Below are 22365 nucleotides of genomic sequence, written 5' to 3' on the forward strand. Positions count from 1 at the left end.
GCCGCTCCCGCTTCTCCCGACTCTCCTCAGGCTCCCACCAGTTGAGGGGCTCGTGGGTCGGCTTTGGTCATGCCTTCGGGGGACTTTCGTCCCCGCCGCCCTCTGGGGTGCTCTCACGGCCCTCCAGGGCCTCTCCCGCGGCACCCCTGGCCGGATCCGCCGGATGATCCGCCGCCGGGGCCATGGCGAGCCGCAGGAGGCGGTGGCAGACCGGGCAGTGGCGGGTGAGGTGGCGGTGACCGGACGCGGCGGAGAGGTGGGCGCGCAGCAGGGCGCGCGTCTCGTGCCCGGGTTCGTGCCTCGCCGCCGTCATGTGCCACCTCCTGGCCTCGGCCGGCTCGTGGTTCCGGCCTACCGGGAGGGCGGAACGCCGTCAAGAGCGCCCCGGGCAACGCAAGAAGCCCCGCACCAACGGTGCGGGGCTTCTCTACTGCGGTCCTGACGGGATTTGAACCCGCGGCCTCCACCTTGACAGGGTGGCGAGCACTCCAAACTGCTCCACAGGACCAGGCTTTGCGGCGCTTTGTTCGTTCCCTGCGCTGCGAGAAGGACTCTACAGCAGTGCTGGCCCAGCGGTCGAACTCACCCACCGTGCCTGCTCCGTCACGGCACTTGGGCGTCGATCGCCTTCACGATCCGCTTGTCCGAGACCGGGTACGCGGTGCCCAGCGCGTGCGCGAAATAGCTGACCCGCAGCTCCTCGATCATCCAGCGGATGTCCAGGACCTCCCGCGGCACGGGCCGGCCCTGCGGCATCTGCTCCAGCAGCCACGCGTACTCGTCCCGCATCTCGTGGACCTTCTCCATGCGGGAGGTGTCCCGCTGGGCGCCCGTCGGCATCTGCTGAAGGCGCCGGTCGGCCGCGACGAGATAGCGCATCAGGTCGCCGAGGCGCCGCAGCCCGGTGGCCGTGACGAAGCCGGGCTTCACCAGGGCGTCCAGCTGGGCCCGCACGTCCTGGAGGTTGGCCAGCAGCGTCGGGCTCCGCATCGACTTCAGGCGGCGCTCGCAGGCCTGCCAGGCGGCGAGCACCTGCCGCACCTGGTCGACGGTGTGCACGGTCGTGTCGACGATCTCCGCGCGCACCTTCTCGTACAGCTTGCGGTACGACTCCTCGTCCCAGGCCGGGCCGCCGAAGTCCGCGATGAGCTTGTCCGCGGCGGCCGTCGCGCAGTCCTCGAAGAGGGCCTGGACGGAGCCGTGCGGGTTCGCCGACAGGGCCAGCTTCGCCGCGTTGTTCAGCTTGTCCGAGGCGAACTTCGCCGGGTTCACCGGGATGGAGCGCAGGATGAGCCGGCGGGTGCCCTTCCACATGGCCTGCGCCTGCTCGGCCTCGCTGTCGAAGAGCCGTACGGACACGGTGTTCGCCGTCGGTCCGTCGTCGACCAGGGCCGGGTACGCCTTCACCGGCTGGCCGGCCCGCCGGGTCTCGAAGACCTTCGACAGGGTGCCGATCGTCCAGTCCGTCAGGCCCTGCTGCTCGACCGACGGGCCGCCCGCGCGCTCGGCCGTGGCCGCCGCGGCCTTGGAGATGGCCTGCCGGGCCTTCGGCCGCAGCTGGAGCTTCAGCGCCTCCAGGTCCTTGTCCTCGGCGAGGTTGCGGCGCCGCTCGTCGACGATCCGGAAGGTGATCTTCAGGTGGTCCGGTACGCGCGTGAGGTCGAAGTCCTCGGCCTTCACCGGCACCCCCACCATCCGCTGCAACTCGCGCGCCAGCGTGAGCGGCAGCGGCTCCTGGAGCGGTACGGCGCGCTCCAGGAACGCCTTCGCGAAGTTCGGCGCGGGCACGTAGTTGCGCCGGATCGGCTTGGGCAGCGAGCGGATCAGCTCCACCACCACGTCCTCGCGCAGGCCCGGGATCTGCCAGTCGAAGCCCTCGTCCGTGACCTGGTTGAGCACCTGGAGCGGGATGTGGACGGTGACACCGTCGGCATCCGCGCCGGGCTCGAACTGGTACGTCACCCGGAACTTGAGCCCGCCCTGCCGCCAGCTGTCCGGGTAGTCGGCCTTGGTGACCGCCTCCGCGGACTCGCGGATGAGCATGGAGCGCTCGAAGTCGAGGAGTTCGGGCTCCTCCTTCTGCTTGTGCTTCCACCACGAGTCGAAGTGCGCGCCCGAGACGACGTGCTCGGGGACCCGCTGCTCGTAGAAGTCGAACAGGGTGTCGTCGTCGACCACGATGTCGCGGCGCCGCGCCCGGTGCTCCAGCTCCTCGACCTCGGTGAGGAGCCGGCGGTTGTCGGCGTAGAACTTGTGGTGCGTACGCCAGTCGCCCTCCACCAGCGCGTTGCGAATGAACAGTTCGCGCGAGACCTCGGGGTCGATCCGGCCGTAGTTGATCTTCCGCTGGGCGACGAGCGGGACGCCGTACAGCGTCACCTTCTCGTACGCCATCACGGCGGCCTGGTCCTTCTCCCAGTGCGGCTCGCTGTACGTGCGCTTGAGGAGGTGCTCGGCGAGCGGCTCGACCCACTCGGGCTCGATCCGCGCGTTCACCCGCGCCCAGAGCCGGGACGTCTCGACCAGCTCGGCCGACATCACGAACCGCGGCGGCTTCTTGAAGAGGGCCGAGCCCGGGAAGATCGCGAACTTCGCGTTGCGCGCGCCGATGTACTCGTTGCGCCCGCGGTCGCGGCCCGCCTGCTTGGGGTCCTTCTGCGCGGACTCCTTGGTCTCCTTCACGTCCTTCATGCCGATGTGCGAGAGCAGGCCGGCGAGGAGGGAGACGTGGATGGAGTCGCCCGGGGCGTCGTCCTCGTTGAGATGGATGCCCATCTGCTTCGCCACGGTCCGCAGCTGCGTGTAGATGTCCTGCCATTCGCGGATGCGCAGGAAGTTCAGGAACTCGCGTTTGCACATGCGGCGGAACGCCGAGGAGCCCAGCTCCTTCTGCTGCTCGCGCACATGGCGCCACAGGTTCAGGAACGCCAGGAAGTCACTGGTCTCGTCCTTGAAGCGGGCGTGCTGCTGGTCGGCCTGCGCCTGCTTGTCGGAGGGGCGCTCGCGCGGGTCCTGGATGGACAGCGCGGCCGCGATCACCATGACCTCGCGCGCACAGCCGTTCTTGTCGGCCTCCAGGACCATCCGGGCCAGGCGCGGGTCGACGGGCAGCTGGGAGAGCTTGCGGCCCTGCTGCGTGAGGCGCTTGCGGTGGTCCTTCTCGGCGGGGTCGAGCGCTCCCAGCTCCTGGAGGAGCTGCACGCCGTCGCGGATGTTGCGGTGGTCCGGCGGGTCGATGAAGGGGAACTTCTCGATGTCGCCGAGGCCGGCCGCGGTCATCTGGAGGATGACGGAGGCCAGGTTCGTGCGCAGGATCTCGGCGTCCGTGAACTCCGGACGTCCGAGGAAGTCGTCCTCCGAGTACAGCCGGATGCAGATGCCGTCGCTCGTCCGGCCGCAGCGGCCCTTGCGCTGGTTGGCACTGGCCTGGCTGACCGGCTCGATGGGCAGCCGCTGCACCTTCGTACGGTGGCTGTAGCGCGAGATGCGGGCGGTGCCCGGGTCGATGACGTACTTGATGCCCGGGACGGTCAGCGAGGTCTCCGCGACGTTCGTCGCCAGCACGATCCGTCTGCCCGTGTGCTGCTGGAAGACGCGGTGCTGCTCGGCGTGCGACAGCCGCGCGTACAGCGGCAGCACCTCGGTGAACCGGTACTTCTTCTTCTCCAGCGCGTCCGCCGTGTCACGGATCTCGCGCTCGCCGGAGAGGAACACGAGGATGTCGCCGTCGGCGCCCTCGGCCATCAGCTCCTCGCACGCGTCCGTGATCGCGGTGATCTGGTCGCGGTCGGAGTCGTCCGAATCCTCTTCGAGGAGCGGGCGGTAGCGCACCTCCACCGGGTACGTGCGGCCGCTGACCTCGACGATCGGGGCGTCGCCGAAGTGCCGGGAGAAGCGCTCGGGGTCGATGGTCGCCGAGGTGATGACGACCTTCAGGTCCGGGCGCTTCGGCAGCAGCTGGGCCAGGTACCCCAGCAGGAAGTCGATGTTGAGGGACCGCTCGTGGGCCTCGTCGATGATGATCGTGTCGTAGGCGCGCAGCTCGCGGTCCGTCTGGATCTCGGCGAGCAGGATGCCGTCGGTCATCAGCTTGACGAACGTACCGTCCTGGTCGACCTGGTCCGTGAACCGGACCTTCCAGCCGACCGCCTCGCCCAGCGGCGTGTGCAGCTCGTCGGCGACGCGCTCGGCGACCGTGCGGGCCGCGATCCGGCGGGGCTGGGTGTGGCCGATCATGCCGCGTACGCCGCGGCCGAGGTCCAGGCAGATCTTGGGGATCTGCGTGGTCTTGCCGGAGCCGGTTTCACCGGCCACGATCACGACCTGGTGGTCGCGGATCGCGTCGGCGATCTCGTCCTTCTTCTGGCTGACCGGAAGCTGCTCGGGGTACGTGACGGCGAGGGCCTCGCGGCGCTCGCGGCGCACGTCGGTGCGCCGCGAGGCCTTCTCGGCCTCGGCGTCGATCTCCGCCACGACGGCGGCACGGGCCTCTGGCTTACGGATCTTGCGGGCACCCTCGAGCCTGCGCCCGAGCCGGTGCGCGTCGCGGAGGGACAGCTCGGACAGCCGCCGCGCGAGGGCGGCGAACTGATCGGCGGCGGCGGGAGCAGGCTGCGTAGACATACGTGCTCCAGGATCTCACCTCGGGGAAATCCGTGGCGAACGGTTTTGGCTGCGTCCGAGTTACGTGCCGCTCTCGGGATGTATGCGGCTTATGACTGAATTAGCGTGCAGGTATGTCGCACTTGCCCGACGAGGAACAGCCGCGCCCCCACCCGCCGCACGACGAGGGCGGTGCCCCCGGCGATCAGGGCGCGCACGACGCACACGGCGGGCACGGTGCGCACGGCCGTCCGCCGACCCGGGCGGACCGCTGGGCGGGCTTCAAGAAGTCGCCGTTCCTGCCCGCGCTCGTCCTGACGTTCATCCTGGCGGCGGCAGCGGCCCTGTTCGCGGCGTCCTATACGTACTCCATGGCGAACCCGACCCCGCACCACATCCCGACCGGCGTCACCGGCGAGCGGGACGCGGCGCGACGCAGCGCGTTCGTCGGGGCGATGGAGAAGGCGCTGGACGCCCAGCTCGACCTGAAGCACTACGACACCCGGGAGGCGGCCCGGAACGCCATCGACGAGCAGCGGATCTACGCGGTCCTGGACGTGCGGGACGACGGCGCCCGGGTCGATCTGGAGGTCTCCGGCGCGTCCGGGGTCTCGGTCGCCCAGGTCTTCACGGAGTCGGCGCCCCAGGTCAGCAAGGAGACCGGGATCCCGGTGACGGTGAAGGACCTGAACCCGTTGCAGAGCGGCGATCCGCGCGGCCTGGCGATCTTCTACATCTCGCTCGCGGCCGTGATCATCGGCTTCGTCGGGGCGATCCAGCTGAGCGTGCACGCGCGCGGCCTGAACCCGGCGGAGCGGATCGTGGCCACGGTCGCGTACGCGCTGCTCGGCGGGTTCGCGGTGGCGGCGGTCGTCGACTGGGGGCTCGGCGCGCTCGATCTGCCGTTCGTGGAGTCCTGGCTGATCCTCGCGCTGACGATGTTCACGTGCGGAATGGTCTTCACGATGTTCAACACGTTCTTCCACCGCTGGGCGATGATCCCGACCTGGGGCCTGCTGGTCCTGGTCGGCAACCCGGCGTCGGGCGGCGCGGTGGCGCCCCCGCTGCTGCCGACGGTCCTCGGCCGCATCGGCCAGTGGCTGCCGCCGGGCGCGTCCGTGAACGCGCAGCACACGGCGGTCTACTTCCAGGGCCACCAGCACGCGTTCCCGTTCCTGGTGCTCGGGGGCTGGGCGCTGCTCTCGTCGGGCCTGTTCTGGTTCTGGCGGCACCGGCATCCGGGCGGCCGGGGCACCCAGCCGCTGCACGCGGCGGCCGTCTGAGCCGTCCCAGGTGCGGCCTGGTAACGCCGAAGGCCCCGTCCGCGGACGGGGCCTTCGAGGAAGTGGCTGGGGCCGGGATCGAACCGGCGACCTATCGCTTTTCAGGCGATCGCTCGTACCAACTGAGCTACCCAGCCACGCAGTTCACAAGAAACTGCAGCGGTCCTGACGGGATTTGAACCCGCGGCCTCCACCTTGACAGGGTGGCGAGCACTCCAAACTGCTCCACAGGACCAAGCTTTGCGTGCAACAGTGTCGCACACGGTTTTACGTGCCCCCAACGGGATTCGAACCCGTGCTACCGCCTTGAAAGGGCGGCGTCCTAGGCCGCTAGACGATGAGGGCTATCGGCCCGCCTGCGCGCTTCGCAGCGCGTCGGGGACGTGAGAAGCATATGGGATGCGGGGAGCTATCGCCAAAACGGTTTACGGGGACCCGCTGGGCGCGCTCGGCGAGGGGGTGGCGCCGGGCTGGTTCTCCTTGGGGAGATGGCGGCTGACCTCGGCCTTCGTCAGGCCCAGACCGCCCAGCCGGATCTCGTCCCAGGCCTGGAGGCGCTTGGTGTCGCGGTCCAGATAGAGCACCGACGCCTCGACCGGATCGGGATGGCCGCCCGCGTTCTCGACGGCGCGCAGGCCGCTGCCGCCGGTCGAGCCCTCGATGCGCAGCCGGGTGCCGAGCGGGAGGATGTCCATCTCCTCGTGGTGGACGTGCCCGGCCAGGACCAGCGGGACGGTGCCGTCGACCTCCTTCGCGGCGGCCGGCTCGTGCGCGAGGGCGATGTCGACCGGGGTGCCCGCCGCCTCCTGGTCGCGGATGGCCGAGGCGAGGCGCAGCCCCGCCATCCGTTCGGCCGGGTCGCCCTGGGCCACGGTGGAGCGGTCCGGGGTGTACTGCGGGTCGCCGGTGCCGGCGAAGCGCAGACCGGCGACCGTGGCCGCCTTCCCGTCGTCGAGGACGTGGACGTTCTTGAAGCGCTTCTTGTCGGAGAGGTACTTCTGCGTCGCCGTCTTCGAGTCGTGGTTGCCGCGGATCCAGACGTAGGGCGCGCCGAGGTCCTTGATGGGGTCGAGGAAGGCGTTCTCGGCGGCCGAGCCGTGGTCCATCGTGTCGCCGGTGTCGACGATCACCGAGATCTTGTACTGCTCCACGAGCGACGCGATGATCTTCCAGGACGCCGGGTTGAGGTGGATGTCCGAGACGTGCAGGACGCGGATGGTCGAGGGGTCCGGCTGGTACGTGGGCAGCGTGGACGTCACGTCGTAGAGCTGGGTGACGTTGGTGACGAGCCGGGCCAACTCCTTTTGGTAGACGTCGAATTCGGTGACGATCGAGCGCGCGTTGCCGACGACGGACGGCGCCGAGGAGAGCAGTCCGGAGAACTTCGGCTCCAGGACCGACTTCGGGTTCCAGGTCGCGTACGCGGTCGCGCCCGATGCCGCGAGGAGGGCGAGGGCCAGTCCGCCGGCGGCCAGGGCGCGGCGCGGGCGGCGGTAGACCGCGAGGCCCAGCGCCGTCGCGCCGGAGACCACCGCCACGCAGGAGCGGATCGCCAGATCGGCGGTGCCGTGCTCGACGTCGCGGGCCACCTCGTCCTGGAGCCCCGACAGGCGCTCCGGGTGGTCGACCAGTGCCTGGGAGCGGGCCGGGTCGAGCTGGTCGACGTCCACGTCCAGACGGATGGGGGCCGTGTGGGAGTCCAGCTCCAGGGCGCCCAGCGGGGACACGTTGATCTTGGTGCCGCCGGTGAGGGACGGGCGCAGGGTCATCTTGGTGTCCATGGGGCCCACCGGCGCCCGCACGCTGCCGACGATCAGCAGGCCCAGCCAGGCGCCCAGCAGGACCACGGCGACGAGGCCGAGGGCGCGGGCGAAGGGGTGGGGCTGGTGGACCAGTTCCAGGGTGAGGCGCGAGGGGCGGCGGGCCCGCGATGATCTCGGGCCGCCGGCGGTCTCCTGTGCGCCGCGGACCGGGCGGAGCGCTCGGATCCGGCGGAGGGCTCGACGTGTCGCTGCTGCGGGCGAGCGGGCCATTGCTCCCGTATGCCCAAGTGGACGGGTCGATATGCGGGTTGTACCGGACAATGGACGGGTGCTGGAGATGACGCGCGAGGAGTTCGAGGAACTGGTGGCCGAGGCGCTCGACCGGATTCCGCCCGAGTTGACGCGGCTCATGGACAACGTCGCGGTGTTCGTGGAGGACGAGCCGCCCGCGGACGATCCCGAACTGCTCGGGCTCTACGAGGGCACGCCGCTGACCGACCGGGGCGAGTGGTACGCCGGGGTGCTCCCGGACCGGATCACGGTCTACCGGGGGCCGACGCTGCGCATGTGCGCGTCCCGGGAGGAGGTGGTCGCGGAGACCGAGATCACCGTGGTGCACGAGATCGCGCACCACTTCGGGATCGACGACGCGCGGCTGCACGCCCTGGGATACGGCTGACGGTCGCCCGTGACTCGCCGCGCGACCCGCTCCGCGTCGCCGCTCGTGCCGGGTTTGTGTGGTGCTCGTGACGGGCGTGTCCCGTCCGTGTGCCGCTGCGTGTCCTCCCGAGGGGCGTGCCAGTTGGGGACGGTGACCTCGTCTCCTGCCGGATTCCCCGGAGGTGCTCGCCCGTGCGCCAGCTGTCCGTTCCCCGCGATAGTTCCCGCGATACCCGTTCCCGCGATCCCCGCGCGCTGCTCCGGTCCGTCGGCCGGCTCGCCGTGACCACGATGGCCGTCGCCGCGGCCGCCGGGTGCATGAGCGTCGCCGACGACGGCCGTCCCGCGGCGCCGTCGCCGTCCGCCTCGCCGCGGAGCGCGGGCACCGCCCCGGACGGCGGGACGGTGGTCTCCGACGGTGGGGACGGGGTGGGGACGCAGGCCGGCGCGTCCTCCCCGTCGCCGGGCGAGACCTCCGGCGCCGCCACCCCGACGCCCTCGGCGACCGGGTCGGGGCCGGCCCACGCGTCGCCGAGCCGGGGGGCCGTGACGTCCGCGCGGGCCTCGGCGTCGTCGGCGAAGCCTCCGTCGCCGCGCGATACGCCGTCCTCGCCGGAGCCCACCCAGGAGCCGCCGACGCCGTCGCCGACCCCGTCGCCCACGACCGCCGAGCCCTCGTCGTCCGCCCACGAGCAGTCCGGGCCCGCGGCGGACGGGGTGCCCGAGCCCCGGGCCGGGGACCCCGTCTAGGCGGGATTCCGGGGGTCTGTGACCCGAGTCTCAGGGAGGCGGTTTGCCTTGGGGGGTGGGGGGTGCGTATGGTGGTAGATCGTTTGATCCCATTTGCCCGGCGCCGTTAAGAGAGCGCCGTGTGGCGCGTACTCTCCCTTGCCGTGGCTGGACCGCATTGAGGCGGTCGACTTGCGAAAGCGCAATTACACGGAGTTGACGGGCGCGTGCCGAAACTCCGGAAGGTTTCGCATTTCGCATGTCCATTTCCACTGAAAACACCGTGTCCGAGCAGGCCGAGTCCGAGCAGCCCGTCGTGGCTGTCGAGACCGCCGTCGCCATCGACACGAACGACGGCACGACCGTCGAGAACACCGAGAACACCGAGATCGTCACCGACGAGGCCGTCGAGTCCGACGAGGACGCCGAGCCCAGCCTCACCTTCGCGGACCTCGGCCTGCCCGAGCCCGTCGTGCGCAAGCTCGCGCAGAACGGTGTGACGACCCCCTTCCCGATCCAGGCCGCGACCATCCCGGACGCCCTGGCCGGCAAGGACATCCTCGGCCGTGGCCGCACCGGCTCCGGCAAGACCCTCTCCTTCGGCCTCCCGGTCCTGGCGCGCCTGGAAGGCGCCCGTTCCGAGAAGCACAAGCCGCGCGCCGTCATCCTCACGCCGACGCGTGAGCTCGCGATGCAGGTCGCGGACGCGCTCCAGCCGTACGGCGACCAGGTCGGCCTGAAGATGAAGGTCGTCTGCGGCGGTACCTCGATGGGCAACCAGATCTACGCCCTGGAGCGCGGCGTCGACATCCTCGTCGCCACCCCGGGCCGCCTGCGCGACCTCATCAACCGCGGCGCCTGTGACCTGAGCAACATCGAGGTCGCCGTGCTCGACGAGGCCGACCAGATGTCCGACCTGGGCTTCCTGCCCGAGGTCACCGAGCTGCTCGACCAGGTCCCGGCCGGCGGCCAGCGCATGCTGTTCTCCGCCACGATGGAGAACGAGATCAAGACCCTGGTCTCGCGCTACCTGAACAACCCGGTCAGCCACGAGGTCGACAGCGCCCAGGGCAACGTCACGACGATGTCGCACCACATCCTCATCGTGAAGCCGAAGGACAAGGCGCCGGTCACCGCGGCGATCGCCGCCCGCAAGGGCCGCACGATCATCTTCGTCCGCACCCAGCTGGGCGCCGACCGCATCGCGGAGCAGCTGCGCGAGTCCGGTGTGCAGGCCGACGCGCTGCACGGCGGCATGACGCAGGGCGCGCGTACGCGCGTTCTCGAGGACTTCAAGAAGGGCTACGTCAACGCGCTGGTCGCGACCGACGTCGCCGCCCGAGGCATCCACGTCGACGGCATCGACCTGGTCCTGAACGTGGACCCGGCCGGCGACCACAAGGACTACCTGCACCGCGCGGGCCGCACCGCCCGTGCCGGCCGCACCGGCACGGTCGTCTCCCTGTCGCTGCCGCACCAGCGCCGCCAGATCTTCCGCCTCATGGAGGACGCGGGCGTCGACGCCGGTCGCCACATCATCCAGGGCGGCGCCGCGTTCGACCCGGAGGTCGCCGACATCACCGGCGCCCGTTCGATGACCGAGGTCCAGGCCGAGTCCGCGGGCAACGCCGCGCAGCAGGCCGAGCGCGAGGTCTCGTCCCTGACCAAGCAGCTGGAGCGCGCCACCCGTCGCGCCGCCGAGCTGCGCGAGGAGGCCGACCGCCTCACCGCTCGCGCCGCCCGTGACCGTGGCGAGGACGAGGAGGGCGTGGCCGCGGCCGTCGCCGCCGCGACCGAGGCCGCCGCAGCGGCCGTCGCCGCCGCCGAGGTGCCGCGTCAGGAGGAGCGCACCGAGCGCTCGAACTCGTACGAGCCGCGCCAGCGTCGTGACGAGCGGGGCAACTTCGAGCGCCGTGACCGTCGTGACGGTGACCGTGGCGGCTTCCGCCGTGACAACGACCGGGGTGGCGACCGTGGCGGTCGTTCCTTCGAGCGTCGTGACGACCGTGGCGGCGACCGTGGTGGCCGTCCCTTCGAGCGTCGTGACAACGACCGTGGCGGCTTCCGCCGCGACGACCGTCGTGACAACGACCGGGGTGGCGACCGTGGCGGTCGTTCCTTCGAGCGTCGTGACGACCGCGGTGGCGACCGTGGTGGCCGTCCCTTCGAGCGTCGTGACAACGACCGTGGCGGCTTCCGCCGCGACGACCGTCGTGACAACGACCGCGGTGGTTTCGAGCGTCGTGACAACGGCGGCGACCGGGGTGGCGACCGTGGTGGCCGTCCCTTCGAGCGCCGTGACAACGACCGTGGCGGCTTCCGCCGTGACGACCGCCCCGCCGGCGGTCACCGGGGCAGCGACCGCCCGTTCAACCGCGACCGCCGCGACGACCGCCCCGCCAGCGGCCACCGTCCCTACGGCCGCCGTGACGACCGCGCCGGTTCCGGCTCGGGTGCCGGTGCCGGCTCGTCGTTCCGCCGCGACGACAAGCCGCGCTGGAAGCGCAACGGCTGACACGTACTGATGTGAAAGGGCCGTGGCCCCCACCCTCGCGGGGTGGGGGCCACGGCCTTTTCCGTGGACCGGGGCGGGAGAGCCGGGGCGGGAGCTAGGATCGGACGACTTCTGGGGAGGAAGCGACGGCCGGGGGTCACGAGGCCGTTCCGCTGCACCGCACACGCGCCTCCCTGCGCCCTGGGGAGGGAACTCGTGGTTCGTCACGTCCTTGTACGTCGCCGTGGAGCGAGACGGTTCGGCGTCGCCGTGGCCGTCGCCCTGGCGGCCGGAACGATTCCGCTGCTGCCGACGGTGTCCGCGGCGGCGGTGCCGCTCGCCGAGGCGGTGGTCCCCGCGACGCCACGCACCGCCGACCTGGCGGCCACGCTCTTCGCTCCCGAGCAGCTCAAGGGAGCGGACGGGGCGGGCGCGCAAGGGGTCTTCCACCGGATGGAGACCGCCGAGGACACCCGGGCGTCGGAGATCTACTGGACGCGCTACGCGGACGGCAGGTCGTTCCCCGTCCCGGCGGCCTACACCACGACCACGGCGAAGCCCACCGGCAGCGACCTCCTCGCGAGAACGCGGGACGACGGGGCCGTCGAGCTGTGGGACGCGACGGACGACACCACCCGCATCGTGCAGGTGCCGGAAGGGCAGACGTTCCTCGCCGTCTACGGGTCCACGGTGGTGACCTACACGAAGACCACCGCGTCCGACGGCACCTCGGTCAACACCCTGCACCTGCTGTCGCCCGGCTCGGACGGGGCGGCCCGGGACGTGTCCGTGCACGGGCTGCCCGACGGCAGCACCGTCGGCGCCCCGGTCGGCGGCGACGAGAAGTCCGTGTTCTTCCTCGCGCGGGTGGACGGCACTCCGCGCGTCGTCGAAGCGGATCTCACCGACGGCGAGGTGACGGACCGGTCCGGTGCCCTGCCGGACGGTTACACGCTCGCGGCGCTCTCGTCCGGCCGCGTGGCCATGTTCAGCCGGAGCGCCGCGGAGGTGCTGGTCCTCGACCGCGACGACCTGTCCGCCGCTCCGGTGTCCGTACTGCTCGACGGCGGCGCGGTGAAGCCGGCGTACGACCTCGCGGTGGTCGGCGACCGGCTCCTGTACCGCCCGTACACCGGCGCCAACGCCGGGACGGTGCGGGCTGCGCCGATCGCGGGCGGCAGCCCCGTCACGCTCGTCACGAAGATGAACCGTGCCGCCATCTCGGCGGGCCCCGGCGGTACGGCGGTCGTGATCGCCAAGACCGGCGCCGACCAGGCGATCCAGCGCATCGTGGCCGACGACACGGGCCGCCCGGTGGTGAAGACGGCCAAGACGCTGCCGCGGCCGGTGTCGGAGATCCGTGGAGTGGCCCTGAGCCAGGGCAGGCTGCTCGTCACCGACACGTCCAGTGGACGGCGCGACGACTACGTCCGCACCGTGGACGGCCTGCCGTCGACCGGCACCCCGCAGTTCGGTGGCCGCTCGGACTTCACGCCCGGCTCGAACATCGTGATCGGCACCGACTGCCAGGCGACGGACGCCGCGTGTTCCGCGATCCACAGCACGACCGACGGCCGGATCGTGTGGCAGGAGCACCAGCAGACCGACGATCTGATCCGGGTGGACGGGCCGGGAGACTACGACTTCTTCCAGTACTCCGTCCCCGCCGGCGGCACGATCACCGACGTGTCCGGCGACTACATCGTCTACACGACGGACACCAAGCAGTACGTCCAGCGCATCGGCAACTCCGCCGCGCCCACGGTCACCCGCGCCGCGGGTGCCGCCGCCGTCTGGGGCGATGTGCTCTGGACGCCGGGTGACACCCCCGGCACGGTCACGGGGTACGACCTGACGGCGAAGAAGACGGTGGCGACCGTTTCGACCGGGGCCGACTGCGACCCGGCCGAACTGCAGGCCCTGGGGCGCCTGTTGTACTGGAACTGCGGTCCCGCCGGTCCTGCGGGGGTGTACGACCGTACGGCGGGGACGACGGCCTCCGTTCCCTCCGGCGAGGCCCTGCTCGGGGACGGTTACGTCGTCACCCACGACAAGAAGGCCGGAAAGCTCGAACTGACCACGGTGGCCGGTGCGGCGACCTCGACCCGCGCCGTCGGGGACCTGCCCGACACCGGTGTCTCCCAGCGCCATGTGCGCTGGACGGTCGACAAGTCCGGGTCGACGATCGCCTATGTCGACGCGCAACAGCAGGTGCACCTCGTCGCGTCCGGTCAGCCCACGCAGAACCTCGCGCTGATGGCGTCGCCCGAGAACGCGACGGCCGTCGACGCGACCACGGACGACGTGACGCCCGACACGCTCACGACACTGCTCCTGTCCAAGCCCACGGCCGACTGGACACTGACGGTCCGCTCCCGTGTCACCAAGGCGGTGGTGGCCTCCAGCACCGGCAGTTCGGCGCACGGTCGCCTGACGGTGGGCTGGCACGGCCGGGACAACCGCTACATCGGTGATCGGTTCCTGCCGCGGGGCATGTACGACTGGACGCTGACGGTGCGGCCCGCCGACGGGACCGCCGGGCTGGAGACGCGGGGCTCGGTGGAGCTGCGCAACGGCGCCGCCGTCCAGCGTGACCACGCGGGCCCCAACGCCGCGCCCGACGGCATCGGCGACCTGCTGACGCTGAACTCCAGCGGCACCTTCACCTTCCAGCAGGGCAACGGCGCGGGGGCGTTCAGCGGCAAGACGTACGCCTCGGGCTGGGCCACCTCGGCGGTCGCCGTGCCGTTCGGGGACCTGAACGGCGACAACTGCAACGACGTGCTCGTCCGCCTCTCCAGCGGTGAACTGCGCGGCTACCGGCCCGGCTGCGGCAAGGCGCTCACCACGTCGACCGCGTACACCAAGCTCGGCACCGGCTGGAACGCGTACGACGTCCTCACCTCGCCCGGCGACCTGAACCGCGACGGCCTGCCCGACCTGCTCGCCCGCAAGACGTCCACCGGAGACATCTACGTCTTCGCGGGCAAGAGCGACGGGACGCTGGCGGCGGGCAAGAAGATCCGCTCCGCCTGGACGACGTACACGCACATCGTGGGCGTCGGCGACCTGAACGGTGACGGGATCGGGGACGTCCTCGCCCGGCGCGAGGACGGCACGCTGTTCCGCTACGACGGCGCCGGGGACGGGACGCTGAAGGACCGGGTCACCGTGTTCACCGCCTGGGGGTCGACGTACAAGACGATCGTCGGGGTCGGTGACATCACCGGCGACGGGAAGAACGACCTCGTCGTGCGGGACACGTCGGGGAACCTGTACCGCAATGACGGCAAGGGGAACGGTTCGTTCACGTCCCGGACGAAGATCGCGAGCGGCTGGAGCACGTACAAGGGCGTTTTCTAGCCGCACAGTTGGGGCTTGATCGCCCGCATGTCACGCCCCCGGCGAGGGAATCGCTGGGGGCATGACAAGAGATGCAGGCGACGCCGCTGACGTGAAACCGCCCCCGGAGCAGTCCCCGAACCAGCCCCCGGCACCGCCCGGCTCCGACGAGGAACGTCTCGCTCAGCTCGGGTACACCCAGGTCCTCGCCCGCCGGATGTCGGCGTTCTCCAACTACGCCGTCTCCTTCACGATCATCTCGGTGCTCTCCGGCTGTCTGACGATGTACCTGTTCGGCATGAACACGGGCGGCCCGGTGCTGATCACGTGGGGCTGGGTCGGGGTCGGCCTGATGACGCTGTTCGTCGGGCTCGCGATGGCCGAGATCTGTTCGGCCTACCCGACGTCCGCCGGGCTGTACTTCTGGGCGCACCGGCTGGCACCGGAGAAGAGCGCCGCCGCGTGGGCCTGGTTCACGGGCTGGTTCAACGTGCTCGGGCAGGTCGCCGTGACCGCCGGCATCGACTTCGGCGCGGCGTCCTTCCTGGGCGCGTACCTGAACCTCCAGTTCGACTTCGGGGTGACGCCGGGCCGCACGATCCTGCTGTTCGCGGCGATCCTGGTCCTGCACGGCCTGCTCAACACCTTCGGCGTCCGCATCGTCGCGTTCCTGAACGCGGTCAGCGTGTGGTGGCACGTGCTCGGCGTCGCGGTCATCGTGGGCGCTCTCGCCTTCGCGCCGGACAGTCACCAGTCGGCGTCGTTCGTCTTCGGCGAGTTCGTGAACAACACCGGGTGGGGGAGCAGCGCGTACGTCGTCCTCATCGGTCTGCTGATGGCGCAGTACACCTTCACCGGCTACGACGCCTCCGCCCACATGACCGAGGAGACGCACGACGCCGCGACGGCCGGGCCGAAGGGCATCGTCACCTCGATCTGGACATCTTGGATCGCCGGATTCGTCTTGCTCCTGGGCTTCACCTTCGCGATCCAGTCGTACAAGGGCGCCCTCGACTCACCGACGGGCGCGCCTCCGGCGCAGATCCTGCTCGACGCGCTGGGCGCGACGGCGGGCAAGCTCCTGCTCCTGGTGGTGATCGGCGCCCAGCTCTTCTGCGGCATGGCGTCGGTGACGGCCAACTCCCGCATGATCTACGCCTTCTCGCGCGACGGCGCCCTGCCGTTCTCCCGCGTGTGGCACACGGTCAGCCCGCGCACCCGGACACCGGTCGCGGCGGTGTGGCTGGCGGCGGCGGGCGCGCTGGTCCTCGGCCTGCCCTACCTGATCAACGTGACCGCGTACACGGCGGTGACGTCGATCGCGGTCATCGGCCTCTACATCGCGTACGTCATCCCGACGCTGCTGCGGCTGCGCAAGGGCTCGTCCTTCGAGCGCGGGCCGTGGCACCTGGGCCGCTGGTCCGGGGCGGTGGGCGTGGTCGCGGTGACCTGGGTGGCCGTCATCACGGTCCTCTTCATGCTCCCGCAGGTCTCCCCGGTGACCTGGGAGACCTTCAACTACGCGCCCGTCGCGGTGCTCGTGGTGCTCGGTTTCGCGGGCGTGTGGTGGCTGGCATCGGCCCGCCACTGGTTCCTCAACCGCTCCTGACCCGCGCCGGAACACCGATACCCGATCGGTGTTCCGGGCCCGGCGGGCTATGCTCGGGAGTGCGTCGGCCCGGGCCGGCGTGTGGACCGTTAGCTCAATTGGCAGAGCAGTGGACTTTTAATCCATTGGTTGTGGGTTCGAGTCCCACACGGTCTACGGGTGCGGGGGAGGGGATGAACCCCCTCTGACCTGCTGAGCAGCGCCTGAGTCGGCTTCGGTCGGCTCGGGCGCTGTCTCGTTTCCGGGGCGGGTCCTCAGGAGCCGAGGACCCGCGCCTTCTCGGTCTCGAACTCCGCGTCCGTCAGCAGTCCCTGGGCCTTGAGGTCGGCGAGTGCGGTGAGCTGCGAGACCCGGTCCGTCGCCGGGGCCGGGGCCGGGGCGACTTCCGGCGCGGGCGGGGGCGCGGGCGCGGCCTGGGCCTGCTGGCGCATGTCGCGCTCGGCCATGCCGCGGTTGACGCGGTTGGAGACCGCCGAGGCCGTGCCGGAGATCACCGCGGTGCGTGCGATGGTGCCCAAAAGGCCGGGCCGTCCGAATCGCTGGGGCATGTCGATCCTCCCTCTGTTTGGCTCGCCGTCACTCGTCGCCGAGCGCGGCGACGGCTTCGGCGACGGCATCCCGCGGGACGCGCTCGAAGAGCAGCAGTTCGCCGCTCGATTCCCGCACCGCCGTCGCGAGCCGCGCGGCCCAGGTGTTCTCCCAGGCGACGACCAGCGCCGACGAGTCCGGGGGGAGGTTGTCCGCGACGGTGCGCAGGTCCTCGTCGCTGAGCAGGTCGAACTGTGCGTCGGTGACCTCTCCGAACGCTTCCGCCACTTCGTCGTCGGCCAGTTCGACGACGTCGACGGAGCCGGCGCCGGTCTTGTGGATGAAGCTCAGGTCCAGGATGCGTACGGTGCCGCTCTCTTGCAGCTCCCGCAGTGCCGGAGCGACGTCACCGTTGAAGCGGTTGCCTTCGAAGGCGACCACGGCGACATCGACCGGTCCGACGGCGTCGGCGTTCAGGTCACTGGGCACGAGCGGGACCGCCTTCCCTGAAGTGCATAGAAGTGCATAAAAGTGCACAACTGACAATTCGCAGCATAAGGCGACGGGTGTGGGTGGCGCGAGCCGCGCCCAGGAGGTGTGCGCAGGGGCCGTGGCCGACGTCGTCGTGTTGTTCCGCGTCATATCCTCGCGGCGGTCCTGCCGGGACGCACCGCCATTCCGCGCCACCTGCTGATCGTCCCGGCGGCGGGGCGGTGTGGCCGGTCAGACGAGGACGGGGACGGTCTCTGAGGGGTCGGTGGACCAGTTGGTGACGATGGGCTTGTCGACGGTGGCGGTGCGGGGGAGCTTCAGCTCGGCCGGGTTGGGATCGGCGTCGGTGAGGGAGACGATGACGTTCTCGAACTGGACGCCGCCGTTGGTGTCGGTCGACTTGGGGCTGATGCCGGTGTACGCGACGGCGGACCCGCTGAGCTTGATGGGGTCTTCGCCGCCCTGCCCGACGGGGGAGGCGACACCCTCGGTGCCCGAGCCGAAAGCCACGCTGGGGGTGTTGACGTCCAGGTAGCAGCTGATGCCGGACTTCGCCCTGGCGGCCACCTGGTAGTAGCCGCCGGCCTGGGTCTCCTCGGTGAGCGTGAAGGTCAGGTCGTTGGTGCCGCAGGACTGTCCGTAGCCGCTCTTGCCGTCGCCGGTCCCGGACCCCGTCCCGGTGCCGGAACCGGTCTTGTCCTTGGACGCGGTCGAGCCGGAGCCGGAGTCGCCGGACGGGCTCTTCTCGGAGAGCGTCCCGGTCCTGCCGCTGTCCGCGGAGGTGGGCGAGGAGGCGCCGGCGCTCTTGGTGTCGTCGGGGCCGCACGCGGTGGCGGTCGCCGCGAGGGCCGTCACCGCGACCGCGGCGAGGACGAGGCGGGTGGACCGGGCGGCACGACGCGAGCGCATGAGGATCTCCAGGACTGTCGGTGGTGGTGGCTCCTGCTGACACCACCGACATTAGGTCCGCCGTGATCTTCAACTGATCCTGAGAGTGTCTGCGTTCTGTACCAGCGACCACGCTGCCGCGAAGTGGTGTTGGTGCGGTGATCCGGACCCGTCCGGCAGGCGTGTGGCAACGGATTACCAGTGAGAGCCCCTGCGGCACCGGTGAGGTGAGTGCGATGACGAAGGAAGAGTTCAGGCGGCTCATGGAGCAGGCCCGTGCGGAGGCGCGGCGTACCGCCTTCGTGCGGCGGGATGTCAGCCCCGGCGATCTGTACGAGGCGCGGGCGCGGCACGCGGAGTTCGGGGCCGGCGCGCACTGAGGCCGGTCCCTCGGGGCCGGTACGCACGGGCGGGGGCGGTGACACCGGTTGCCCGGTCGTCACACGCCCCCTCCCGCCGGACACGACCGGCCGAGCAGGCACCGCAACCCGCCCGGCCCGTCCCCGCCTGCCTCTGTGCCCCGGACTCCCCAGGAACCGTCCGGGGCGGGCACGTGTGGGGGCCGTTCGACGCGGACCGGCCCGCCGGCCGGTCCGCGCGGTCGTGTCAGCTCTCGGGCCGTCAGCCCTTTGGCATCAGCCCTTTGGCATCAGCTCCATGGCAGTCAGCTCTTGGGCATGAGGACCGAGTCGATGATGTAGACGTTGGCGTTGGCCGTCTTCACGTTGCCGCAGACGACGTTGGCCGAGTCGTTGACCTTGTAGGACTCGCCCGAGCCGGACGTGGTGAGCTTCGACTTCTCCAGGGTGTCGAAGGAGCCGTTCGCCAGGTCCTTGGGCGCGAGCTTCTGGCCCACGACGTGGTACGTGAGGATCTGGGTGAGCTTGGCCTTGTCGGCCAGGACCTTGTCCAGGTCGGCCTTCGGGATCTTCGCGAAGGCGTCGTTGGTGGGCGCGAACACGGTGATGTTCTTGGCGTTGTTGAGCGTGTCGACCAGGCCGGCCTTCTTCACGGCGGTGACCAGCGTCGACAGGGCCGGGTTGTTGGACGCGGCGGTGGCGACCGGGTCCTTGGCCATCCCGTCGAACGAACCCGCACCGTCCTTGGGCACGGACGAACAGGCCGAGCCGAACGGCTCGTCCGCGGTGTTCGTGTCGCCCGACGGGCTGGCCATGTCCGACCCCTTGGAGGAGGCCGCGGACGAACTGTCGGACGCCTTGTCCTTGGAGTCGCTGTCGGAGCACGCGGTCAGGGCCAGCGGCAGCATGGCGGCGGCGGCGACGGCTACGGCAACACGACGAACTCGACTCTGCATGGAAATCCCTCGACGATCGGCTCTGTGAAGGCCATCCGCCTCCATCGCCGGGAATCCGGTGCGGTCGCCGGTGCGGATTGGTGGAGTTCTCGAAAGAGTGACGCCGTGGTGACAGAGCCGCTCTCGGGGCGCCGTGGCCCCGGATCCGAAGAAATTCGCAAAAAAGGGCAATCCATACCAATCCGCCTCTCGTGCGGTGACGAATTCCTGATGTGAGGGCGTGAATGACGCGCCGGCCCCCGGTAGCCCGCGCCCTCACCGGCCCCGGGCCGCTCGGGGGCCCGGCGGGTCCGCAGCCCGCCGCAAAGGAGTGTTGATCATGACCGCTCATCGAGTAAGCACCCGGATCCTGGTCGGAGCGGCGGCGCTCACCATGCCGCTCTCGCTGGCCGTACTGGCTCCGTCCGCCTCCGCCGACGACATGTCCGGCCCGTTCGGCCCGGCCTGTTCGTCGGTGCCCAAGGACGGTGCCGGTTCGTTCGACGGTATGGCCAAGGACCCGGTGGCGACGGCGGCGTCCCACAACCCCGACCTGTCGACGCTGGTCACAGCGGTGAAGAAGGCCGGTCTCGTGGACACGCTGAACAACGCCAAGGACATCACGGTCTTCGCGCCCACCAACGAGGCGTTCGCGAAGATCCCGAAGGCCGACCTGGACAAGGTCCTGGGCGACAAGGCCCAGCTCACCAAGATCCTCACGTACCACGTGGTGGGTGAGAAGGTCACTCAGGACAAACTGGCCGACGGCAGCTTCAAGACGCTGGAGGGCAGCAAGCTGACGACCTCCGGCTCCGGCGCCACGTACAAGGTCAACGACACCGCGAACATCGTCTGCGGCGACGTACAGACCTCGAACGCCACCGTCCACATCATCGACAGCGTCCTCATGCCCAAGAGCTGACCGCCTGACCGCCTGACCGAAGCCGAGGGGTGCGCCGTGGCCGTGGCGCACCCCTTTTCACGTGCGCGAGAAGACAGCCCGGCTCAGTCCACGGTGACGACGACGGAGTGCCAGCCGGAGGCGCCGTCGGGGATGGTGTTCGTACGCTTCTCGGTCTGGGTCTCGCCGGTGCGGTCGGTGGCCCGCACGGTCAGGGTGTGGCCGCCCTTGGTGGCGTCCCAGGGGTAGGACCACTGGCGCCAGGTGTCCCGGGTGTCCTCGGTGGCGAGCCGGGCCTCCTCCCACGCCCCGTCGTCGACGCGCACCTCGACCTTGTCGATGCCGCGGTGCTGGGCCCAGGCGACCCCGGCGACCATGACCGTGCCGGACTTCGGGCGGCCGAACGGCTTGGGCGTGTCGATGCGCGACTCGGTCTTGATCGGCGCCTTGCGCGCCCAGTCCCGCTTGACCCAGTACGAGTCGTAGGAGTCGAAGGTGGTCAGCTCGATGTCCTGGATCCACTTGCAGGCCGATACGTAGCCGTAGAGACCCGGCACCAGCATGCGCACGGGGAAGCCGTGCTCGAAGGGGAGCGGCCGGCCGTTCATGCCGAGGGCGAGCATCGCGTCCCGGCCGTCCATCACGTCCTCGACGGGACTGCCGATGGTCATGCCGTCGACGGAACGCGCGACGAGCTGGTCGGCGGGGCCGCCCTTCGACGGCGGCTTCACTCCGCACTGCTTGAGCAGGTCGGCCAGACGGACGCCGATCCAGCGGGCGTTGCCGACGTAGGGGCCGCCGACCTCGTTGGAGACGCAGGTCAGGGTGATGTTCCGTTCGATGAGCGGCATCTTCAGCAGGTCGGCGAAGGACACGGTCAGCTCGCGGTCGACGCCCTTGCCGTGGATCCGGAGCTTCCAGGTGGTGGCGTCGACCTTGGGCACGACCAGGGCGGTGTCGACGCGGTAGAAGTCGCCGTTCGGCGTCATGAACGGGCTGATGTCCTTGATCCGCAGGGCGGCGCCGCGCGGCACCGGGGCCGCCGCCGACGCTGGTGCGGGCAGTACCACCTTGTTGCGGGAGGCGACGGCGCCCTGTCCCTGCGAACTGTTCAGCGCGCGGCCCGCGAGCCCCGCGCCGGTGGACGCCGCCGCGGCCGCGGTCGCGGCGAGGATGAAGCCGCGCCGGTCCCACCCGGATTCCGGCGTGTCCGCCACCGGCTCGGCGGAGTCGCTGTCCGGTGCCGAGGCCCGGCGTCCGAGCCGCCCGACGAGCCAGTACAGCAGCCCCGCGCCGACCAGACAGCCGATCACGGACGGCAGCGCGTCGGTGACGCTGGTGGAGTCGGGCCGGCCGGTGGCGGCCAGCGCCCCGACCACGCCGAACGCGAGCACCCCCAGCGACCCGGCCAGCCGCCACCGCGTCGCCAGCATCCCCAGGACCAGCGCCAGCACGGTGAGCACGGCCAGGATGCCGAGTTGCAGGACGAGTTTGTCGTTGGTGCCGAAGTGCCGGATCGCCCAGTCCTTCACCGCCGGCGGCGTGCGGTCGATCGCCGCGCCGCCCACCGCGATGACGGGCCCGGACTCGGGCCGTACCGCGGCCGAGACCAGCTCCGCCACGGCGATCGCCGCGTAACCGGCGAGCAGGCCGCTCAGCGCGCCCAGGGACAGGCGCTTGAAACCGCGCGCCGGTTGGTGTGATGCGTCGTGGTCCATGCCGGGAATCCGTCCTGCCGACCCGTTCGGATTGGTCGTTCACGCCAACGGGGCATGAAACG

Annotated in this window: 16 protein-coding genes and 5 tRNA genes; 9 read left to right on the forward strand and 12 right to left on the reverse strand. The window is 70.6% G+C overall.

The features are described from left to right. Nucleotides 1-67: 67 nt before the first annotated feature. The 3 genes from ACFVDP_RS17500 to hrpA form a co-directional block, all read right to left on the reverse strand. Nucleotides 68-313: a DUF6274 family protein gene (locus tag ACFVDP_RS17500; RefSeq protein ID WP_383490209.1), complete on the reverse strand. Its 246-nt coding sequence runs from the start codon at nt 311-313 to the stop codon at nt 68-70. Nucleotides 314-433: 120 nt separating this feature from the next. Then, nucleotides 434-508: transfer RNA gene (locus tag ACFVDP_RS17505), tRNA-Asp, on the reverse strand. Between the two features lie 95 nt (nt 509-603). Then, nucleotides 604-4623 (reverse strand): ATP-dependent RNA helicase HrpA, encoded by a 4020-nt coding sequence (hrpA, locus tag ACFVDP_RS17510; RefSeq protein ID WP_383490212.1) that lies wholly within the window; start codon nt 4621-4623, stop codon nt 604-606. A gap of 113 nt (nt 4624-4736) precedes the next feature. Here hrpA and ACFVDP_RS17515 point away from each other — a divergent pair, with 113 nt between their 5' ends. After that, the gene (locus ACFVDP_RS17515) at nt 4737-5885 is read left to right on the forward strand and encodes an ABC transporter permease (protein WP_383490215.1); all 1149 of its coding nucleotides are present in this window, start codon (nt 4737-4739) and stop codon (nt 5883-5885) included. 63 nt (nt 5886-5948) lie between these two features. Here ACFVDP_RS17515 and ACFVDP_RS17520 read toward each other — a convergent pair. From ACFVDP_RS17520 to ACFVDP_RS17535, 4 genes are all read right to left on the reverse strand, one after another. Then, nucleotides 5949-6022, reverse strand: a tRNA-Phe gene (locus ACFVDP_RS17520). 23 nt (nt 6023-6045) lie between these two features. Beyond that, a tRNA-Asp gene (locus tag ACFVDP_RS17525) sits at nt 6046-6120 on the reverse strand. Nucleotides 6121-6157: 37 nt separating this feature from the next. Continuing rightward, nucleotides 6158-6230, reverse strand: a tRNA-Glu gene (locus ACFVDP_RS17530). A gap of 80 nt (nt 6231-6310) precedes the next feature. Then, entirely contained in the window at nt 6311-7918 is a 1608-nt protein-coding gene (locus ACFVDP_RS17535; protein ID WP_383490218.1) for a metallophosphoesterase, read from the reverse strand. Nucleotides 7919-7976: 58 nt separating this feature from the next. Between ACFVDP_RS17535 and ACFVDP_RS17540 the strand changes: the two genes are divergently transcribed. The 6 genes from ACFVDP_RS17540 (at nt 7977) to ACFVDP_RS17565 (ending at nt 16638) form a co-directional block, all read left to right on the forward strand. Then, nucleotides 7977-8327, forward strand: a complete 351-nt coding sequence (locus tag ACFVDP_RS17540; RefSeq protein WP_383490221.1) for a metallopeptidase family protein — start codon at nt 7977-7979, stop codon at nt 8325-8327. A gap of 173 nt (nt 8328-8500) precedes the next feature. After that, nucleotides 8501-9058, forward strand: coding sequence for a hypothetical protein (locus ACFVDP_RS17545; RefSeq protein ID WP_383490224.1), 558 nt, complete (start codon nt 8501-8503; stop codon nt 9056-9058). 238 nt (nt 9059-9296) lie between these two features. After that, nucleotides 9297-11552, forward strand: coding sequence for a DEAD/DEAH box helicase (locus ACFVDP_RS17550; RefSeq protein WP_383490227.1), 2256 nt, complete (start codon nt 9297-9299; stop codon nt 11550-11552). 249 nt (nt 11553-11801) lie between these two features. Then, nucleotides 11802-14894 (forward strand): FG-GAP repeat domain-containing protein, encoded by a 3093-nt coding sequence (locus ACFVDP_RS17555; protein ID WP_383490230.1) that lies wholly within the window; start codon nt 11802-11804, stop codon nt 14892-14894. 61 nt (nt 14895-14955) lie between these two features. Beyond that, the gene (locus ACFVDP_RS17560; RefSeq protein ID WP_383490233.1) at nt 14956-16482 is read left to right on the forward strand and encodes an amino acid permease; all 1527 of its coding nucleotides are present in this window, start codon (nt 14956-14958) and stop codon (nt 16480-16482) included. Nucleotides 16483-16565: 83 nt separating this feature from the next. Beyond that, a tRNA-Lys gene (locus tag ACFVDP_RS17565) sits at nt 16566-16638 on the forward strand. A 98-nt stretch (nt 16639-16736) separates the two neighbouring features. Here ACFVDP_RS17565 and ACFVDP_RS17570 read toward each other — a convergent pair. The 3 genes from ACFVDP_RS17570 to ACFVDP_RS17580 form a co-directional block, all read right to left on the reverse strand. Then, nucleotides 16737-17030, reverse strand: a complete 294-nt coding sequence (locus tag ACFVDP_RS17570; protein WP_383490235.1) for an SHOCT domain-containing protein — start codon at nt 17028-17030, stop codon at nt 16737-16739. 28 nt (nt 17031-17058) lie between these two features. Beyond that, complete coding sequence (locus ACFVDP_RS17575) at nt 17059-17499, reverse strand: DUF6325 family protein (protein WP_383490238.1); 441 nt, start codon at nt 17497-17499, stop codon at nt 17059-17061. A gap of 234 nt (nt 17500-17733) precedes the next feature. After that, complete coding sequence (locus ACFVDP_RS17580) at nt 17734-18411, reverse strand: hypothetical protein (protein WP_383490241.1); 678 nt, start codon at nt 18409-18411, stop codon at nt 17734-17736. 215 nt (nt 18412-18626) lie between these two features. On the opposite strand from ACFVDP_RS17580, the gene ACFVDP_RS17585 reads away from it, so the two are divergent. Further along, nucleotides 18627-18770 (forward strand): hypothetical protein, encoded by a 144-nt coding sequence (locus tag ACFVDP_RS17585; RefSeq protein ID WP_383490244.1) that lies wholly within the window; start codon nt 18627-18629, stop codon nt 18768-18770. Between the two features lie 284 nt (nt 18771-19054). Here the strand turns inward: ACFVDP_RS17585 and ACFVDP_RS17590 are convergent, their stop codons facing one another. Continuing rightward, entirely contained in the window at nt 19055-19705 is a 651-nt protein-coding gene (locus ACFVDP_RS17590) for a fasciclin domain-containing protein (RefSeq protein WP_383490247.1), read from the reverse strand. Nucleotides 19706-20024: 319 nt separating this feature from the next. Here ACFVDP_RS17590 and ACFVDP_RS17595 point away from each other — a divergent pair, with 319 nt between their 5' ends. Continuing rightward, nucleotides 20025-20606 (forward strand): fasciclin domain-containing protein, encoded by a 582-nt coding sequence (locus ACFVDP_RS17595; protein ID WP_383490250.1) that lies wholly within the window; start codon nt 20025-20027, stop codon nt 20604-20606. Nucleotides 20607-20689: 83 nt separating this feature from the next. Here ACFVDP_RS17595 and ACFVDP_RS17600 read toward each other — a convergent pair whose 3' ends face one another. Next, nucleotides 20690-22303 (reverse strand): sulfite oxidase, encoded by a 1614-nt coding sequence (locus ACFVDP_RS17600; protein WP_383490253.1) that lies wholly within the window; start codon nt 22301-22303, stop codon nt 20690-20692. Between the last annotated feature and the right edge of the window lie 62 nt (nt 22304-22365).

It is taken from the genome of Streptomyces sp. NPDC057694, from assembly GCF_042799415.1.
Taxonomy (GTDB): domain Bacteria; phylum Actinomycetota; class Actinomycetes; order Streptomycetales; family Streptomycetaceae; genus Streptomyces.

Excerpts from the sequence above, each read along its gene's own strand:
- ACFVDP_RS17560 (WP_383490233.1), top strand. The coding sequence starts at position 14,956 with ATGACAAGAGATGCAGGCGACGCCGCTGACGTGAAACCGCCCCCGGAG.
- ACFVDP_RS17535 (WP_383490218.1), bottom strand. The coding sequence starts at position 7,918 with ATGGCCCGCTCGCCCGCAGCAGCGACACGTCGAGCCCTCCGCCGGATC.
- ACFVDP_RS17600 (WP_383490253.1), bottom strand. The coding sequence starts at position 22,303 with ATGGACCACGACGCATCACACCAACCGGCGCGCGGTTTCAAGCGCCTG.
- ACFVDP_RS17500 (WP_383490209.1), bottom strand. The coding sequence starts at position 313 with ATGACGGCGGCGAGGCACGAACCCGGGCACGAGACGCGCGCCCTGCTG.
- ACFVDP_RS17515 (WP_383490215.1), top strand. The coding sequence starts at position 4,737 with ATGTCGCACTTGCCCGACGAGGAACAGCCGCGCCCCCACCCGCCGCAC.
- ACFVDP_RS17585 (WP_383490244.1), top strand. The coding sequence starts at position 18,627 with ATGACGAAGGAAGAGTTCAGGCGGCTCATGGAGCAGGCCCGTGCGGAG.
- hrpA (WP_383490212.1), bottom strand. The coding sequence starts at position 4,623 with ATGTCTACGCAGCCTGCTCCCGCCGCCGCCGATCAGTTCGCCGCCCTC.
- ACFVDP_RS17580 (WP_383490241.1), bottom strand. The coding sequence starts at position 18,411 with ATGCGCTCGCGTCGTGCCGCCCGGTCCACCCGCCTCGTCCTCGCCGCG.
- ACFVDP_RS17550 (WP_383490227.1), top strand. The coding sequence starts at position 9,297 with ATGTCCATTTCCACTGAAAACACCGTGTCCGAGCAGGCCGAGTCCGAG.
- ACFVDP_RS17590 (WP_383490247.1), bottom strand. The coding sequence starts at position 19,705 with ATGCAGAGTCGAGTTCGTCGTGTTGCCGTAGCCGTCGCCGCCGCCGCC.
- ACFVDP_RS17570 (WP_383490235.1), bottom strand. The coding sequence starts at position 17,030 with ATGCCCCAGCGATTCGGACGGCCCGGCCTTTTGGGCACCATCGCACGC.
- ACFVDP_RS17595 (WP_383490250.1), top strand. The coding sequence starts at position 20,025 with ATGACCGCTCATCGAGTAAGCACCCGGATCCTGGTCGGAGCGGCGGCG.